A 17,771-nucleotide genomic window follows, 5' to 3' on the forward strand; every position below is an offset into this window, starting at 1 on the left:
TTGATTCGATCATGATCGTGTTTTATTTTGTTTTGCTGTCAGACCAGCTTAGCCCTTACACCCGAGCATCTTGCGCAATTTGGCCTGCTCGGCAGCAGGGATATTGGTCGGCACATCGCCTGGAGTGTTGCCATAGCCTTCACGCACAATAGTGAAATTGGACTTGCTGCCTGCAGGTAAAAACCAAGTGACAAAGCCGCAGGTGACCAGGCCTTCGCCATACTTGCTTTCATATTCGACGGTCATATGCACGCCACGCAGGGCCGACGCTGGCAGTCTTTCCGTGACAGTGACGCGCCACAGGTCACGCTCTACAGCTTTGCCGACCTGGGCCTGGTAAGCGCTGACCCTGGCTTGCCAGGCGGCATAGTTGCCCTCCTCTTTCAAACCATCGCCGAGCATGCTGTAGGCGGTTTCATAATGGGCATTTTCCAGCGCTGTCAGGTACATGGTAGTCAGCTTTCTGGCTTCTATCCTGAGCCTGACTTCATCGTCGTCACTAAGCCTGGAGACTGGCTCTGCTTTGGGGCGCACCGGTGTATCTGCTACATCGCCGACGCAATTGATCATTTGCAGCATATTGAAAGGAGCTGCCTTGCCATAGGATTTTTGACCAGAAAAAGCATCCGTATCCTGAAAGGCATAGCGGCCAAATTTTGGTTTGCGATTGCCGCACAGGGTTGCTGCCGGGTCCTGCATCATGGCTTGCGCCTGTTCCACCGTCAGGCTGACATCATTACTCAACACCAGTTCATAGTCATGACCAGCCAGTTTTTTATAGACAAGATCAGCCGCCAGACCATGGCTGGGGAGCAGGAAGAAACTGATGACAGAGAGGGCTGCAAGAAAACGTGGTGTCATGGAACTGGGCAGGCAAAGGTAGGTAAGCCCAGATGATAAGAGAGGACAGCCACGGACCAAAATGATATTTGGTGTGCATTTGTAACTTGATGCGCATCGTCAGCAAGATATCAGTTCAATTACAGCGATTCTGAAGAACAAATTTTGCGGGCAGCAACAGACCTAATCCCTTGTGACAACACCTGTGTACCGGTGCTGCCGTGACCCACACGAATTAAAACTCTTCCCAGTCCTGTCCAGTATCCGCTGGTGTTTTCGCCGCGGGTGCAGGTGTTGCGGCACGTTTTACCGGTGTCGGCGCATGCCTGATCTGTTTCGGGCCGGCAGCAGTCGGCCTGCTCGTCGCAGGTCTGTGTGGCTGCACCTTGGCTATGCCAGGTGCAGGAGCTGCAGCCAGCATGCCATTGATCTTGAACACGCTGACCACTTGCGTCAGTTTTTGCGCCTGGTCCTGCAAGGACGAGGCGGCTGCAGCAGCCTGCTCGACCAATGCAGCATTTTGCTGGGTGGCTTCGTCCATGTGGATGACAGCCTGGTTGATCTGGTCTATGCCAGACGACTGTTCATGGCTGGCCGAGCTGATTTCACTGACGACGTCAGTGACACGGGTGATGCTCTCGACCACATTGTTCATGGCCAGACCTGCCTGGTCCACCAGCCTGCTGCCAGAAGCAACCTTTTCCACCGAGTTGTCAATCAGGGTCTTGATTTCTTTGGCAGCCGACGCCGAACGTTGTGCCAGGTTGCGCACTTCGGAAGCAACCACGGCAAAGCCCCTGCCCTGCTCACCGGCACGCGCTGCCTCCACCGCTGCATTAAGCGCCAGAATATTGGTCTGGAAAGCAATGCCATCAATCACACTGATAATGGCTTCTATCTGTTTGGCAGAAGCATTGATATCAGCCATGGTATTGACCACCTGCGACACCACCGCACCACCGTCTACCGCCACCTTCGACGCAGTCTGCGCCAGCACATTGGCCTGACGTGCGTTGTCGGAATTCTGTTTGACGGTGCTGGTCAGTTCTTCCATCGATGAGGCGGTCTCTTCCAGTGCACCGGCCTGTTGTTCGGTACGCGATGACAAGTCCATATTGCCGGTAGCAATTTCTGACGATGCCGTAGCGATCGCATCAGTACTGTGACGGATTTCCGAGCAGATTTTTTCCAGGTTGGCTGACATCTCTTTTAAAGCATGCATGAGTCTGGCAATCTCATCCTTGCCACTGTCATCAATATTCAATGTCAGGTCACCGGATGCTACTGTACTGGCAACTTCGATAGCCATATTGAGTCCGTTGACAATTTTTCGCGCCAGCAGCATGGCCATCGCGGTAACAGCCAGTATGGCCAGCACACCGACAATTGACGAAGTCCAGTTGGCTTTCTTGAGTACGGCGCTGGCTTCTTCTGCACCGGAATTCCCTATTTTTACGTTGTATTGCTGATGCTCATGCAAGGCTTCCAGTGCTTTCTGCACTACCGCTGCCTGGGTAATCAGCAGGTCTTTTGCTTCATCCAACTTGCCTTCGGCCCCCAGGGCCATCACCTTGGTGCGTACCGCATCATAGGTGGCAAAGGTACTGCGATCAGCGGCCAGCAGCTCACGGTCTTTTTGGTCTGCTATGTATTCTTTTTCGTACTTGTCGAGAGCCTGTAAAAACTTGGTTCGCGCAGCATCAATACGTGCAGGATACGTGGCACGACGTGTTTCATCATTGTCTGACAGGTAGGTGAGTGTGGCTACCCGCATGGTGCTCATCGCGGTGATGCTGTCATCTATTGCCAGCAGGCTGGGGATAACATTGACGTTGGTAAAATTGGCGGCATCAAATACTTTGCTGATCTGTGTCAGGCCAAGACCAATCAGGAAAATCAGTACGCCGGTAACAAAGGCAATCAGGATATACAGTCTTTTGGCAATGCTCATGTTGTCCCCTGCAATGGTTTTCTGGCGATGGACTACAGCCAGCCACAATCCATCTTCAATTATTAATTTTTTGGTGAAAAGCTGCGCCTGTCCTGATAAACCCGGTGCCTGCGCGTCAACCAGACGTGGCGCATATAGTGATGACATATCAGTAGTGCAATGACACTTCAATTTACAGCAGAATTACTGTAAGTAAACCCGCCAGTCTGCCTGTCAGCCTGAAGTTTGCAAAATTTGACATGCATTAATGATTGTAGTTGCAACACTGCACTATGCAAGCCCGGGGCTGGGCTTTATGGGTAGCTTATTGTGACTTTATGTATCACCCATGTATCAGGCATGTATCAAGCTTGTTCCGGTTCATTCAGGTATATGTCAGCCATCAACATCCCTTCCTGCAGTTCCGGCACCTGTGCCAACAGATTGCCATCAGGGCGCAATATGACGGTGCAGCCATGAGCCGATGTGTCACCGACGTGACCAGTGACATCAGATGACATCAGATGACATCGCCCAGCAATGCGTCTCACGCACCCTTTGTACAAGATTGTCCAAATACCTGATATGTATTGCAGCGCTTGCTATAGAGTATTCATGCTGTAGCAGAAACGAACTCAGCAGGCGAGCACCAGCACGAAGATTATTTTCTTGATCTTGCCAAGGCCGGCTCTATTTCTTTCTGCAGGGATTTTGCATAGCTGCAAGCCGGGTCATCTATCCCGAATTTGCAGGATTTACTCAATTTTTTCAATGCCAGAGGCAAGTTCTTTGATACACCCAGCCCCCTGGTCAGGTGTAATGCCGACATGGTACAAGCCCACGGATCATCCAGCTCGCAGGCACGGTCATAAGTCCTGGAGGCACATTGCAGAACGGTCTTGTCATGCGGTTTTTCTGTCGTCAATCCTGCTGCATGATTGGTGCAGCCAGAGATGACGCCAAGCTTGCAAGAGCGTTGATACAAGGCTTCATATGCCTGATCAGGCGCGCCATTTTTCTGCATGCTGTAAGCCAGGACATAACACATGTCCCCCCGGTCAGATCCGCACTGGGTCAGGCATTGTTGCGGATTCAAGGTGCAGGATTCAAGTTCAAAGTAATTCTGCCTTTGACTGGAGGGGATGAGTTTATCCGGACAGACTTTTGCTTCTGCCAGCCAGTCATCCTTTTTTAAAACAATATTTGCAACCTCCTGGATAGCTGCGGGTACCGATCCGTGACCTGCAGCACCTGTACTCGTCACAAAAGCGGATAACACCACGAGAATCAGTATCGAGGTGATTTTGAAAGGAATTTGAATGAGCATATTTTTTTAATAAACTTACCTGCCTGCTTCGGTAGTACTTGCTTCTGCGAGCCCGCTACAAATAGACACTACCGGCCCGGTCATCACCACCTCAAAATCCGGCGAGATGCTGATATCAATCTGGCCGCCACGCATATGCACAGTCAATGCAGCATCGACCAAACCCAGTTTGTAAACGACTGCGGCAGCGGCGCAACTGCTGCTGCCGGATGCATAGGTGTAGCCCGCACCACGTTCCCAGATTTCCAGTTGCAGGTTTTGCCTGTCTATCACCCTGGCGAATTGTACGTTGCTGCGATTGGGGAAAAGTGCATAATTCTCCAGCAATGGCCCCAGTCGTCTTGCCAGAGCCTCTGTCGGCGCTTCATCTGCAACATCACTCAGCACTACGCAATGCGGATTACCTATGGTAGCGCAGGAAATTGCCAGTTTTTCACCGGCAAGAACAATCTCTTCCAGCAGTACTTCACGCGGCGGGCCATTGACGGGGATGTCGCTGGAATGAAAGCTGACCTTGCCCATCGCCACCCTGACCAGTTGACGTTCGGGAAAAACCTGTGCCTGTACGATGCCGCCTCTGGTCTTGATGGTGAAGGCGGCGGTGGACACCAGGCCGTGATCATACAGGTACTGGCAAAATATGCGCAAACCATTGCCACTCTTTTCTGCCTCGCTGCCATCGGGATTGATAATCCGCAAACCAAAGTCAGCATCGTCTGCTGGATACGGGCCGAGCAATACACCATCGCTGCCTATGCCCATACGAAAATCGCACAGTCGGCGAATTTCATCCGTTGTCGGTTGTCCCTGCCCTGCTGGTACAACGATATAGGCATTACCCAGCGCCTGGTATTTGGAGAAACGGATTCGCATGAACATGAAAATAGTGTTTTGTTGAGCATAACGATACCGCAATACGCGGGCACATGCTACACACCCGCTCCGGGCCAACAAAAAAACAGGTATTCGTTGATACTTGCCGATCCGGTATGGAGCAAACTGTCGATGTTGTTTATTTATTTGCGGCGAAAACTGAAGCTGGGAAAGTATGGCGCGAAGAATGCGATCATGGTAATGAATCAAAAACACTCATAAGCAGAAAAGCGCAGAATTACGAGCAATTCTGCGCTTTTCTTTTCCACACAATCCTGACGAAAAACCTGACTGTCAGGGCAAACCCGGTTCACTTACCTGGTGATTATTTCGCAGATGGTGTCGCTGTTTTCGTCACTGCACCTGTTGCGCCTGCTGTCGCGGTTTTTTCTCCATCAACTTTTACTTCTTTTTTTGCATGCTTGACATGCCTTGCATGCTTCTCATGTTTTTCTGCCGTTGCCATGACCGGTTTGGTTTCCGTTGTGACGGTTGTTGCAGCAGGTTTGATTGTTGGTGCAGCAGCTACCGGCTTGGCAGTCGGATTTGCCGTAGCAGCCATTGCAGTAGTTGTAGCAGTATTTGCGGCAGTTGCGGGGCTGGTCACGGCCGAAGTTGTCACCGCTGCAGCTTTGGTGGCAGCAGTTGTGGTAGCTGCCTCAACTTTCGCTTCTACTTTTGCCTCAGTCTTTTGAGTAACTCCAGGCGTTGTCGGTGTTTGCTGCGCAAAAGCGCCGCCAGCCAGAACTGTTGTTGCAATCAGGGCAGTGATGATTTTGTTCATGATGTTGATCCTATTCTTTATAAAATGTGAGCGGTGTTATGTATTGTTTTTTGTGGCAGCCTTAACTGCCACTTTATCGTTGCTGAATGACTGTAATCTGTTGCAACTTATTTCGATGCTGCTGAAGCGGATGCAGATGCCGGCTTGGCGTGTTTTTCATGCTTTGCTGCTTTTTCGGTTTTTGCATCTGCCGGTGCAGATACGGCAGAAGCAGTTGCAGATGCGACCTTGGCAACCGGCGCCTTGACTTCTGCAACCGGGGCAGACTTGGCGACACTGGCTGCTGCGGCAGCAGTGGCTGGTTTGGCTGGTGTTGATGCGCCTGGAGTTTGGGCGAAAGCACTGCCAGCCAAAACGGTGGTCGCGATGAATGCAGAAATGATTTTGTTCATGATATGAGTCCTGTTCTTTATTTAAAAATTGGAGCGTGTATTTGCTACAGTATTTCCTGCACGGCAGCCTCAGCTGCCGTTTTCACCTATATCTGTTTATTTCGATGCTGCCGGTGCAGATGCAGTTGCTGAAGAATTGCCCTCTTTCTTCGCATGTTTATGATGTTTGCCTTTGACTTTTTTCTCTGCTGCCTTGTCTGTTACAGGGGCTGTTGTTGTCGCCGCGGTCGTTTTTGTGTCTGCTACCGGAGCCTTCACTTCAGCGGCTGGTGCAGATTTGGCGACGCTGGCTGCAGCGGCAGCACTGGCTGGTTTGGCTGGGGTGCTGGCTGGTGTCTGTGCAAAAGCGCTACCCATCACAACGGTGGCAGCAACGAGAGCGGTGATGATTTTTTTCATGATGTTTTCCTATTCCTGTCTGAGTTGATTGTTTGCTTGTTTTGCGTTTCGTAGTCAGCCTACGTAAGCCAAAAACGCCGTCAGCGAAGATAGGGTTGACTGAAAAAAGACAGATTCTCGCTGTTAGTATTGCGGTTCTAAACGGCAGCAAAGATGTCAACCATATGCGGGATCTGTGCGTTATGCGCGCATGGGTGCGAGAGAAAAAGGCAGGATGAAAATATCCTGTCGCCAGTGGTCGACTGACTACTTTGCATCTCTGCCTCGTCCCAAGTGCAATGCAGCCTGACTGACAAGTCCTATATTCAAATCACGGATCAGGCGCAGCTTGTCAGCATGGATTGACTGTAAGCTGAAGTGAGGTAATTCATCTGTCGCAATTGACTTCAGTGCACAAATGATAAGTTTTTCGCGAATTTGCCGGTAGTGCGCCAGGTGCTGGCAATCGATTCACTCCTGAGCCCCATTTTCGGGTATATTCCTTCGTCTTCGCTAACACTGCCCTGCCAGGATGATTCCTCATCGTAAAAATCTTGATGGTTTTGCCATTTCGCTCATGCTTTTACTCTGCCTGTGCTGGGGTTTGCAGCAGGTGGCGGTGAAACTGGCGATACCTGTCATTGGGGCCAGCATGCAATTGGGGTTGCGATCTGGCCTGGCGGCAGCGCTGGTTTTGCTGTTGATATTTATTAAAAAAATTCCAATTTCTTTGCGTGACCGGCATGTCTTGCCGGGCATTGCAGCCGGCATCCTGTTTGCCCTGGAGTTTTTGTGTGTATCACTGGGGCTGAAATACACAACGGCCTCACATATGTCAGTATTTTTGTATACCGCCCCGATTTTTACCGTTCTGGGCCTGCACTGGCTGATCCCGGCAGAGCGTTTGCAGGCCGCTCAATGGCTGGGGATATTGTCAGCCTTTGCTGGCGTCGCCATCGCTTTTTCCGGGGCGTTTGTCCAAAGCCCACACGAGCTGGGCGAGATGCTCATTGGTGATGGCCTGGGTGTGCTCGGAGCAATACTGTGGGCGGCCACGACGATTACCGTGCGCAAATCCAGCCTGTCTGAAGCAGAACCGACAACCACCCTGTTTTATCAGTTGGCGGTAGGTGCATTGATATTGCTGGCTTTTGTTTTTTTACGCGGCGAAAACCTGCCCACGCAGTGGGACAGGACCAGTATCATCAGCCTGTTTTTCCAGGCTGTGATCGTGGCTTTTGCCAGTTTTCTGACCTGGTTCTGGCTGATGCGGCGCTACCTGGTGTCGCGTCTGTCTGTATTTTCTTTCCTGACACCCTTGTTCGGCGTGGCCGCTGGTGTCATCCTTATGCACGATCCCATCAGCCCGCGTTTTGCGCTGGGTGCGATACTGGTCTGTGGTGGTATTGTATTGGTGAATTTCCGTCGGACATAAAGCATGCGTCTTGTTTATTCCCTGGTATGGGGTCTGTCCCTGCCTTTTGCCCTGTTTCGTCTTTGGTGGCGTGGCCGCAAAGAACCTGGCTATCGCGAGCATATCGCTGAGCGCCTGGGGTTTTACCCTGCCTACGCCAAAACACCAACCATATGGGTGCATGCCGTATCAGCCGGTGAAACCCGTGCGGCCGAACCACTGGTACGTGCGCTGCTGGCACGCTGCCCCGAACACACAATTTTGCTGACACACATGACAGCAACAGGGCGTGAAACGGGCGGCAAACTGTTTGCCGATGTCGGCCCGCGTCTGCAACAGGCTTTTTTGCCATATGACATCAACTGGATGATCATACGCTTCCTGCGTCATTTTTCACCACAATTGTGTGTATTGATAGAAACTGAAGTCTGGCCCAACCTGATTGCCCAGTGTGAAGTGCATGCCATCCCCGTGACCCTGGTGAATGCCCGCCTGTCAGAAAAGTCCCTGCGCAAGGCGCAACGTCTGGCGTCACTGATCCTGCCTGCGGCCAGGGCAATATCCTGTGTAGCGGCACAGTCAACCCCTGATGCAATGCGCCTGCATGAATTGGGCATAGAAAAACCCGGTGTCACCGGCAATATGAAATTTGATGTAACACCACCGCTCCTGATGGGCGAGCGCGGTGCCGCCCTGCGCCGCAGTTTTGGTGAGCGCCAGGTGATCTTGTGCGCCAGTACCCGCGATGGTGAAGAAGAACTGATACTGCAAGCCTTTGTCGAGCAGGTGCCTTTGCTGCAGACCAATCCCTTGCTGATCATCACGCCACGCCATCCCCAACGTTTTGATCATGTTGCGGGCCTGCTGGAGTCACATGGGATCAAATACTTGCGCCGCACCGCGCTTAACCATGAAGAAATCGCCCCTATTGCCAGCGAGGTGCAGGTCATACTGGGCGACAGCATGGGTGAAATGTATATGTATTATGCTGCCTGTGACATCGCCTTTGTCGGTGGCAGCCTGGTTGCACTGGGCGGACATAATCTGATTGAAGCCTGTGCCATGGCCAAACCGGTATTGACGGGTACCCATACCTTCAATTTTTCTGAAATCACTGACCAGGCCATCGCCAGCGGTGCAGCTTTCCGTGTTGATGGCGCCTTGAGTCTGTTTCAGCAGGCGCACGCCTTGCTGGCAGATCAAAGACAATGCCAGCGCATGGGCGAAGCGGCACATGCCTTCTTCCTCCAGCACCAGGGAGCAACGGCGCGCACCATGCAGATGCTGGAAGCCTATCTGTAATTCTTGTTGCCGTTTCTTTATAAGCGGGTGCTGCTGTCTTTTGGGCTGACGCTGTCAAGTATCTGTAAGGCGGCTTCAAAGTCAAAAGCCTGCAATAGCTGCCTGAACTGCCCTGCCTGAGCACCAAGCAGATGCTGCAAACCGAATTTGTGCATCTGGTAGTAATCGAGCGCCTCGCTGTCAGAATCCTCCAGGTATTGCCGTAACTGTACGAGCACTTCTGCCACTGGCAACGAGTCAGTGGTGTTGACAGCTTCTACCTGCTCAGCCTGTGCCTTGCTTGCCTGCTCTTGCAAGGCATGTTGCAGGACTGAGATCAGTTCGCTGGTGGCATCTTCAAATTTCTGCAGCAAGCTCAGGTCTTCAGTGCCATTTTCTATCGCCAGCTCCAGTTCGGTCGCCACTGCGGCCAGATTCACTGCGCCGATATTGCCGGCTGCACCGCGCATGGTATGCGCCTCTCTCTCTGCCGAAGCACGGTCAGCCTCATCCAGGTGACGGCGTATCTTGGCAGGCGTGCTGGCCGTGCTTTCTACAAATATCTGCAACAGGCGAAGGTACAGGTCGAGGTTCTGACTGCAACGGCGCAAGGCAGGTGCGGTATCAACGCCAGGAATGCGCAAATCTATTGGCGTCTCCATGACTTCTGGCGCTAGTGGCCTGCTGGCCTTTGGTTTTTCTGTTACTGGTATGCTGCCGGTTGGCATGTCAAGCTGGTATCCGGGCATGCGGCGGGCACTCCAGCGACCCAGTGCCTCAAAAAAGCTGGTGGGGTCTATGGGTTTGGCGATATGGTCATTCATACCAGTGTCGAGGCAGCGCTGCTTTTCTTCATTCATGGCATGCGCCGTCATGGCAATGATGGGCAGGTCCAGCCATTCCGGATAGGAGCGGATGACGGTCGTGGCGGCATAACCATCCATTTCCGGCATCTGTAAATCCATCAGGACAATGTCATAAGGATTATCGCGATTCAGTTTATCGATGGCAATACGACCATTGTCAGCCACATCAACAATAATTCCGGCTTCGCTCATCAGTTCAGCGGCGATTTGCTGATTGATGTGATTGTCTTCCACCAGCAAGACACGCAAACCCTCAAAGCGTTTATCCGTTTGTTGTTCATCGCTTGCATGGATGGTGGCTTCCCGTGTCTGTGCAGTGATGCGTATCAGGTTTTCCATCAGGCCGGCCATGCTGATGGGCTTGGGCAAATAGGCTATCGGTGCATAGGCCCGTCCTAACATGGTGGCTTCATCAAAATTCATGGTAGTCAGCATCATGACGTCGGGTGCCTCCTTGCCCATGCTGGTAGCGATGACGTCCATCGTTGCCGCGCCGTTCATGTCGGGCATCTGTGCATCTAACAGTAAGAGGTCATACGGTGTATTGTGCACCCTGGCTTCACTGATCATATGCAAGGCCAGCTTGCCGCTATTGGCAGCATTGGCTGTCATGCCCAGTTGCTGACAAAGTTTTTGCAGGTGCTGACGGGCGATATCATGATCATCGACAATCAAGACCTTGAGATTCTGTATCTGTGCCGGCAATATCATCTGGTCCGCAGAACTGGCAAAGGCAAACCAGCAATTGAAATGGAAGGTGCTGCCAACGCCAACCTGACTTTCCACCCAGATTTCACCTCCCATCAATTCCACCAAGTGGCGCGATATGGTCAACCCCAGGCCAGTGCCACCATATTTGCGGGTGGTGGAACTGTCAGCCTGCGTAAAAGCTTCGAACAGATGTTCCTGCTGCTCTGCCGTCATGCCCACACCCGTATCCTGCACAGTAAACTGCAGTTGTACCTTGTCGATTTCCGCCTGTATCTGCTTGACAAAAATGATGACAGAACCCTGTTCAGTGAATTTGATGGCATTGTTGACCAGATTGGTGATGATCTGCCCAAGACGCAAAGGGTCGCCACGCATGCTGCGCGGTACGTGAGCGTCAATGTCGAATACCAGTTCTATGTCTTTTTCAGCGACCTTGTGACTGACGATGGTCGCAACATCATCAATGACTTCCGCCAGCACGAATTCTGCCGATTCTATATCCAGTTTGCCGGCCTCGATCTTGGAGAAATCCAGGATGTCGTTGACCACGCCCAGCAGAGAAGTGCCGGCACTATGGATTTTATCGATGTAGTCACGCTGCTTTAAAGTCAGGCGAGTCTTCTTGGCCAGGTGGGACAGACCAATGATGGCGTTCATCGGCGTGCGTATCTCATGGCTCATATTGGCCAGGAAATAAGATTTGGCCACCGTGGCCTGCTCCGCCTGCTCCTTGGCTTCGCGCAGCTCGTCTTTTTGCAGGTAGGTTTCTGTTTCATCTATCCAGAAGCCGTTCCAGACCCAGTCACCATTGACACGCTTGGGTGCCACAGTTTGCGAACGCAGCCAGCGCACTCGTCCATCGACCAGCACACGCTGATGGAAATTGCTGGACAGACGGTTATCCACCGCACGGTTGAGACTGGCTTCCGCACCAGCCTTGTCTTCTTCCAGTGTGGTGCGCCAGCGAGCTTCTTTATCAGCCAACAATTCTGCCGCCGGCACACCGATGACGTTTTTGACGTTTTCACTGACATAGGCATATTCCCTTTGCCCGTCCGGTCTTTCACGGTACTGGTAGACCGATAGCGGCAGTACATCCGTCAGATCAGTCAGGCGCTTGCGTTCACGGTCCGCCTCGGCAGTCCTTTGCCTGACCAATTCTTCCAGCAGAGCTTGCTGATCAGAATAACGCTGTACACGCCAGCGATACACCAGGTAGATAGCCAGCAGCAGCACCAGGCTGACACTGAGCCTGAACCACCACTCCATCCAGAATGGCGGCGTGATGGTAATCAGCAGGCTGGCACCGCCCTCAGTCCATTCACCATCCTTGGTTGCCGCCCTGGTCCTGAAGATGTATTCACCAGGTTCAAGATTGGTATAGTTGGCCGCCCTGTGTGCACCATCTATCCTGACCCAGTCTTCATCAAAGCCATCCAGCTTGTAGGCATAGCGGTAGTGGGCAGGATCGGTAAAATTGAGGGCGGCAAATTCTATCGATATCACACTGTGCCGGTAAGACAGGGTGATCGATTTGGCATCAGAAATATTGCCATCCATTTTCACGCCCGGAGGTAACTTGCTGCCACGCACCGACTGATTGAAAATCAGGAAGTCGGTAATCGTCGTCATAGGTGAACTGGCATTGTCGCGTATGGTTTCAGGATGAAACCATGCCAGCCCCTGGAAGCCACCAAAATACAGCGCGCCATCGTTGTCCTGGTAGCCTGCGCCGACAGTATAGGTACCATCAATCAGACCATCATCGGCGGAGTATTTCTTGACGGTTTTACGGTCCGGTCCCAGCTTGTACAAGCCACTGTCAGTGCTGATCCATAGATTGCCGGCCTTGTCTTCGGCAAAGGCAGCAGTGGCGTCATTGCCCAGGGCCCCACCATAACGGATAAAACTGATCTTGCCATTGGCACCCAGCACCATCTGGTTGAGACCGCTGGCCGTACCTACCCAGAGCACACCTGACCTGTCTTCATATACCGCATACACACGGCTGTGGCTAAGACTGTTGGGATTGTCGGGTTCATTGCGATAGTGTTCAAAGCGGCCGGTGCGCATATCCAGTTTATCGAGGCCGCCAAAGGTTCCCACCCACAACTGGTCGTGCCTGTCGAACAGCAGCGAAACCACCCGGCCATGACTGATGCCATACTGGTCTTTGGGGTCATGCATGTAGCGCCGGAACTTGCCACTGTCAGCATCGAGAACATTGAGGCCGTCATCAGTCGCCACCCACAGTTTGCCGGCGCGGCTGGCATCCTGACTTTTATCAAAGGCCAGGGAATGCACGATGCTGGAGCTGATACTGTCCGGCTGTTTGGGGTCATTCAAGAACAGCCTGGCTTTTTCTGTGAGCGGATCAAACAGGTTCAGACCATCCTGGGTGCCTACCCAGAGTTTCCCATCCGCAGCCAATTTCAGGGCTCTGATCTTGCTGTTGCTGATACTGTCAGCCTGATCCTGCTTGTGGTAGTAGACCTTTATCTGCTCACTGGTCCTGTCAAGGCGGTTGAGGCCATTACCGGTACCTATCCACAACACCTCATCCTTGCCGGTGATTGCCGACACCGTGTTATTGCTCAGGGTATTGGCCTCACCCGGTAAATGCAACAGGCGCTCGAAACCGCCGCTGACCAGGTTGGTACGGCTGGCGCCACCCAGCCAGGTTCCTACCCATAAGGTGCCTGACCTGTCCTGCAACAGGCGGGTGACACGGTTATCGGCCAGGCTGTGCCTGTCGCTGGCATGATGGCGGTAGGAGGAAAAACGCTGCTCGGCACCATTCCAGCGCTTCAAACCATCATCCGTCCCGATCCAGATGATGCCTTCGCGATCTTCCAGCAGCGAACTGACAGGGCCGGGGTCAAGTCCCTCCTTTGCACCCAGCCTGCGCTTCTCGGTGCCTGCCTTGTTCCAGACCTCCAGGCCGGCCACCGTGGCTATCCACAGGTTCCCCTGTCTGTCACGCAAGATACTTTGCACAGTGTTATGGCGCGGATCAGGCCTGGCATCGCTGTCGAGACGAAAATTTTCGAAGACAATCTTGCCACGGGGCAGCATGCTGAGACCGGCATTGCTGCCTACCCACAGATTGCCGTCTTTATCAAGGTTGAGCGCATTCACCTGGTCACTGGCAACACTGCCGGCATCCTTGTCATCATGACGCAATATCTGGAATCGTCCGCTGTCCGGGTCGAAGTGGGCAAGACCGTCACCGGTGGCCAGCCACATGCCGCCGGCACTGTCGCTGATGATGGCAGAAATCTGGTTACTGCCGGCACTGCGTATATCGGCCAGGTTGCGCCTGTACCTGACCATGGTTTCTGTCGCCATGTCATAGCGATGCAAGCCGCCATTACGGGTACCTACCCAGATACGCCCCAGTTCATCCTGATGCAGCGACCAAACCCAGTTATCGGCCAGGCTGTCGTTGCGGTTGGGGTCATGGCGGAAAAAAACTACCTTGGTGCCATCATAGCGGTGCAGGCCGCCCTGGGTGCCAAACCACATATAACCCTGGCGGTCTTGCAGCATGGACTGCACCGACTCATGCTGCAAGCCCTGGTCACGTCCTACCTGCTCAAAACGCAGGCTCTGCACATTGCCAGCCTGCACTGTGGGTAAAAACGACAGGAGCAAGACGAGCAAAAACAATAAACTGGTGCAGGAAAATAAAAACTGACGATATTGGTATGGGGTAGCCCATCGCTCCTGCCTCATTGCCGGCCCTCTATGTGCGCAAATGGTCTCTGAATAATTTGTCTCGGAAATTGCCATACAAGCTGGAAGTATAAGTTATCCAGCCCACAAGAAAGCGATTTGAACTCTCCCGGCATGGCGTTTTTCCGTGTTTGCGAGTAAATGACTTTAGCAAACTATACTGGCTATACAGGAAGCTGTCCCATCTTCCATTGAGAAATTTACGTTGCAGGACAACATGACAACAGGCAGACGACATTACTGCAACAGCATTCAATTTCTGCATCCCATGACACCGTCGGCTGCACACTGTTTTCCCGTTTATTATTTTGTCTCTCGAACATCTGGATAAAGACCTACTATCTAGAGGCATATCAAGGCAAAAGCCCGCCCCAGGGTTTATAATGCACACTTCAAGACCTCAGGATGGTCAACACATGGATAGACAGTTTTTTTACCTGATTTTCAATTAGGCAATGTTTATCTCCATTGGCACATATCCACCCTGCCTCCCCGGACTTTCAACTGACGACATCAGCATAGAAGTCGCTCTTGTTAAAGTATTGAAGTACACAGACAAGTATTGGCAATGAATCGATAACTATCGCAACCATCGGCAATCAAGCAGTGGCAACAGGTCGACAATATTATCTATGCAACAAGTAACAAAGAAAAACACCCTCATATGAATGCAAACGAAAAAATACTAGGACTGACAGAAATGCCCCCCCAGGAAATCTCTCTCGATGTCTTGCTGGAAAAATACGCTAAGGGTGATGAAGTCACCATCCATGACGTACAGTCACGTGTTGCCAGGGCACTGGCCAGTGTGGAGCAGCCAGACTTCCAGGCATATTACGAAGAAAAGTTTCTGTGGGCGCAAAAAAATGGTTTCGTACCGGCAGGTCGCATCAATTCTGCCGCGGGTATGGACTTGCACGCCACCCTGATCAACTGCTTCGTACAGCCGGTAGGGGATTCTGTCTCCAGCGCCACCGATGGCAAGCCGGGCATCTATACGGCCCTGGCTGACGCGGCAGAAACCATGCGTCGCGGCGGCGGTGTCGGTTATGATTTTTCCACCATACGTCCCAAGGATGCCCTGGTGCGCGGCACACGTTCGCGCGCATCCGGCCCGGTGTCTTTCATGCAGGTTTTCAATGCGTCATGCTCCACCGTCGAGTCGGCCGGCGCCCGTCGCGGCGCGCAGATGGGTGTCTTGCGTGGCGACCATCCGGACATACTGGAATTCATCCGATCCAAGGACAAAGGCGGGCTGACCAATTTCAATATTTCCATCGGTGTCACCGATGAATTCATGGAAGCCGTTGCCAAAGATACCGATTTCTGCCTCGTGCATAAAGCAGAACCAGGGGAAGACAAAAAAGCCGCTGGTGCCTATCAGCGCGAAGATGGCCTGTGGGTTTATGAAACTGTCCGTGCGCGTGAATTGTGGGATGTGGTCATGAAGTCGACTTATGACCATGCAGAACCGGGCATCCTGTTCCTTTCACGCATGAATGCAGAAAACAACCTGTACTATTGCGAAAAAATCGAGGCAACCAATCCCTGCGCTGAACAACCCTTACCAGACTATGGCTGCTGCTGCCTGGGTTCGATCAACCTGACCCGTTTCATCAAAGGCGCGTTTACCAATGCGGCAGAGTTTGACTATGACGCATTCCAGTCCGTCGTCACCATTGCCAGCCGCATGCTCGACAATGTGCTGGATGCCACCGCCTGGCCACTGCCACAGCAAAAAGCAGAGGCCATGTCCAAGCGCCGCGTGGGCCTGGGCTTCCTGGGCCTGGGCAGCAGCCTGGTAATGCTGGGCATACGCTATGACTCTGATGCAGGCCGCGCCTTTGCACAGAAAGTGTCTGAAGTCATGCGCGACGCCGCCTATCTTGCGTCTGCAGAACTGGCCAAGGAAAAGGGCCAGTTCCCCCTGTTTGACAGCAGCAAATACCTGGCCGGCACTTTCGCCAAACGCTTGCCTAAGAATGTACGCACAGCGATTACCAAACACGGCCTGCGCAATTCTCATCTGCTATCGATTGCGCCAACCGGCACCATTACACTGGCATTTGCTGACAATGCTTCAAACGGCATCGAACCCGCTTTCTCCTGGGTTTATAACCGCAAGAAACGCATGGCGGCGGGCGACAACAAGACCTATGAAGTAGCCGACCATGCCTGGCGTCTGTTCCGCCATATGGGTAACGACGTATCAGACGACAGCAAGCTGCCGGAACAGTTCGTCACTGCCCTCAACATGTCCGCCAGCGACCATATGAAGATGTTGCAGGTTGTGCAACCCTTCATTGATTCGGCCATTTCCAAAACGGTTAATGTACCGGCTGACTACCCGTATGAAGATTTCCAGAATCTCTACATGAATGCCTGGCGCGCCGGCCTGAAAGGCCTGGCGACTTACCGCCCGAATAATATCCTCGGCAGTGTCCTGTCCGTCACTACCGAAGCAGCCCCGGAAGTCAAACAGATACCAGACGACGACCTGCTTCGCAAGCAATTCGATGGTCGCCCGTTTGGCGACCTGGAATCGGTCACCTCCAAAGTGCAGTACATGACGTATGAAGGCAAGAAGACTGTCTACCTGACCGTCAGCTTCATCCATATCCAGGGTATGGTCGGTGGCGAACGCGTGACGATCGAGCGGCCGTTTGAATTCTTCATGCCCGCCGGCCAGAAGAACGATGGCCAGCAATGGATATCGGCCAGCATGCGCTTGCTGTCGATGGCGGCACGCTCCGGCGGTTCAATCGCCAAGGCACTGGCCGATATGCGTGAAGTGGTCTGGGACAAGGGCACGGTACGCTGCGGCATGATCACCAAGGACGACGGATCGCAGGCGCCGCTGTTCCATGAGTCTGAAGTAGCCGCCATCGGCTACTCACTGCAACGCATACTGATGAAGCGCGGTTTCCTTGATGCTGCTGGCAACCAGATACCCATCACCGTACTGGCAGAAAAGTTCAAGCAAAGAACCCACCACTATGGCATGGATGATCTTGCCTACGAAGGCGAAACAGCCGCACCGATCAGCTATATCCCGACCGGGAAAAAATGCCCCGATTGCGGCGCACACGCCCTGCAAAAGATAGACGGCTGCAGTCGTTGCGTTTCTTGCGGTTATGTAGGGGCTTGCGGTTAAGTGAGCAGGCAGTACCCACCCGGTTAGTTCGGGTGGGTACCACAGGTTAAATATCAGTTGCAGATTTTTTTAGTTGGCTGAAACAG

General features: G+C 52.7%; 12 protein-coding genes. 4 read left to right on the forward strand and 8 right to left on the reverse strand.

Annotated features, from left to right (window positions below; all coding sequences use genetic code 11):
- Positions 1-48 precede the first annotated feature (48 nt).
- The 5 genes from LZ463_RS00210 to dapF all read right to left on the reverse strand — a co-directional run bounded on the left by LZ463_RS00210 (position 49) and on the right by dapF (position 4,976).
- A complete protein-coding gene (locus LZ463_RS00210; protein WP_241452504.1) occupies positions 49-861 on the reverse strand; it encodes a DUF4019 domain-containing protein in 813 nt (270 codons plus the stop codon).
- A gap of 214 nt (positions 862-1,075) precedes the next feature.
- Positions 1,076-2,938 (reverse strand): methyl-accepting chemotaxis protein, encoded by a 1,863-nt coding sequence (locus LZ463_RS28990; protein ID WP_277623914.1) that lies wholly within the window; start codon positions 2,936-2,938, stop codon positions 1,076-1,078.
- A 197-nt stretch (positions 2,939-3,135) separates the two neighbouring features.
- Entirely contained in the window at positions 3,136-3,291 is a 156-nt protein-coding gene (locus tag LZ463_RS00225; protein WP_241452507.1) for a hypothetical protein, read from the reverse strand.
- Between the two features lie 140 nt (positions 3,292-3,431).
- Complete coding sequence (locus tag LZ463_RS00230; protein WP_241452516.1) at positions 3,432-4,097, reverse strand: SEL1-like repeat protein; 666 nt, start codon at positions 4,095-4,097, stop codon at positions 3,432-3,434.
- A 15-nt stretch (positions 4,098-4,112) separates the two neighbouring features.
- On the reverse strand, positions 4,113-4,976 hold the full coding sequence (gene dapF / locus LZ463_RS00235) for a diaminopimelate epimerase (protein WP_241452533.1): 864 nt from the start codon (positions 4,974-4,976) through the stop codon (positions 4,113-4,115).
- A 110-nt stretch (positions 4,977-5,086) separates the two neighbouring features.
- Here dapF and LZ463_RS00240 point away from each other — a divergent pair, with 110 nt between their 5' ends.
- Positions 5,087-5,665, forward strand: coding sequence for a hypothetical protein (locus LZ463_RS00240; RefSeq protein ID WP_241452535.1), 579 nt, complete (start codon positions 5,087-5,089; stop codon positions 5,663-5,665).
- A gap of 196 nt (positions 5,666-5,861) precedes the next feature.
- On the opposite strand, the gene LZ463_RS00245 is transcribed toward LZ463_RS00240, so the two are convergent.
- Together LZ463_RS00245 and LZ463_RS00250 are read right to left on the reverse strand one after the other, a co-directional pair.
- Positions 5,862-6,146 carry a cell envelope biogenesis protein TolA gene (locus tag LZ463_RS00245; protein WP_241452537.1) on the reverse strand — a complete coding sequence of 95 codons (285 nt, stop codon included), beginning with the start codon at positions 6,144-6,146 and terminating at the stop codon, positions 5,862-5,864.
- A 96-nt stretch (positions 6,147-6,242) separates the two neighbouring features.
- Positions 6,243-6,545, reverse strand: coding sequence for a cell envelope biogenesis protein TolA (locus tag LZ463_RS00250; protein ID WP_241452539.1), 303 nt, complete (start codon positions 6,543-6,545; stop codon positions 6,243-6,245).
- Positions 6,546-7,056: 511 nt separating this feature from the next.
- Here LZ463_RS00250 and LZ463_RS00255 point away from each other — a divergent pair.
- Both LZ463_RS00255 and waaA read left to right on the forward strand, forming a co-directional pair.
- The gene (locus LZ463_RS00255) at positions 7,057-7,959 is read left to right on the forward strand and encodes a DMT family transporter (protein ID WP_241452569.1); all 903 of its coding nucleotides are present in this window, start codon (positions 7,057-7,059) and stop codon (positions 7,957-7,959) included.
- 3 nt (positions 7,960-7,962) lie between these two features.
- Entirely contained in the window at positions 7,963-9,240 is a 1,278-nt protein-coding gene (gene waaA, locus LZ463_RS00260; RefSeq protein ID WP_241452578.1) for a lipid IV(A) 3-deoxy-D-manno-octulosonic acid transferase, read from the forward strand.
- Positions 9,241-9,257: 17 nt separating this feature from the next.
- On the opposite strand, the gene LZ463_RS00265 is transcribed toward waaA, so the two are convergent.
- Complete coding sequence (locus LZ463_RS00265) at positions 9,258-14,465, reverse strand: hybrid sensor histidine kinase/response regulator (RefSeq protein ID WP_241452586.1); 5,208 nt, start codon at positions 14,463-14,465, stop codon at positions 9,258-9,260.
- Between the two features lie 730 nt (positions 14,466-15,195).
- Between LZ463_RS00265 and LZ463_RS00270 the strand changes: the two genes are divergently transcribed.
- On the forward strand, positions 15,196-17,685 hold the full coding sequence (locus tag LZ463_RS00270) for an adenosylcobalamin-dependent ribonucleoside-diphosphate reductase (protein ID WP_241452603.1): 2,490 nt from the start codon (positions 15,196-15,198) through the stop codon (positions 17,683-17,685).
- The last annotated feature ends 86 nt before the right edge of the window (positions 17,686-17,771 follow it).

Origin of the sequence: Undibacterium paludis (assembly GCF_022568815.1) — a bacterium.
Lineage (GTDB): Bacteria > Pseudomonadota > Gammaproteobacteria > Burkholderiales > Burkholderiaceae_D > Undibacterium.

Excerpts from the sequence above, each read along its gene's own strand:
- LZ463_RS00230 (WP_241452516.1), bottom strand. The coding sequence starts at position 4,097 with ATGCTCATTCAAATTCCTTTCAAAATCACCTCGATACTGATTCTCGTG.
- LZ463_RS00225 (WP_241452507.1), bottom strand. The coding sequence starts at position 3,291 with ATGTCATCTGATGTCACTGGTCACGTCGGTGACACATCGGCTCATGGC.
- LZ463_RS00210 (WP_241452504.1), bottom strand. The coding sequence starts at position 861 with ATGACACCACGTTTTCTTGCAGCCCTCTCTGTCATCAGTTTCTTCCTG.
- LZ463_RS00255 (WP_241452569.1), top strand. The coding sequence starts at position 7,057 with ATGATTCCTCATCGTAAAAATCTTGATGGTTTTGCCATTTCGCTCATG.
- LZ463_RS00270 (WP_241452603.1), top strand. The coding sequence starts at position 15,196 with ATGAATGCAAACGAAAAAATACTAGGACTGACAGAAATGCCCCCCCAG.
- LZ463_RS00240 (WP_241452535.1), top strand. The coding sequence starts at position 5,087 with ATGGAGCAAACTGTCGATGTTGTTTATTTATTTGCGGCGAAAACTGAA.
- LZ463_RS00250 (WP_241452539.1), bottom strand. The coding sequence starts at position 6,545 with ATGAAAAAAATCATCACCGCTCTCGTTGCTGCCACCGTTGTGATGGGT.
- LZ463_RS00245 (WP_241452537.1), bottom strand. The coding sequence starts at position 6,146 with ATGAACAAAATCATTTCTGCATTCATCGCGACCACCGTTTTGGCTGGC.
- LZ463_RS28990 (WP_277623914.1), bottom strand. The coding sequence starts at position 2,938 with ATGTCATCACTATATGCGCCACGTCTGGTTGACGCGCAGGCACCGGGT.
- dapF (WP_241452533.1), bottom strand. The coding sequence starts at position 4,976 with ATGTTCATGCGAATCCGTTTCTCCAAATACCAGGCGCTGGGTAATGCC.
- waaA (WP_241452578.1), top strand. The coding sequence starts at position 7,963 with ATGCGTCTTGTTTATTCCCTGGTATGGGGTCTGTCCCTGCCTTTTGCC.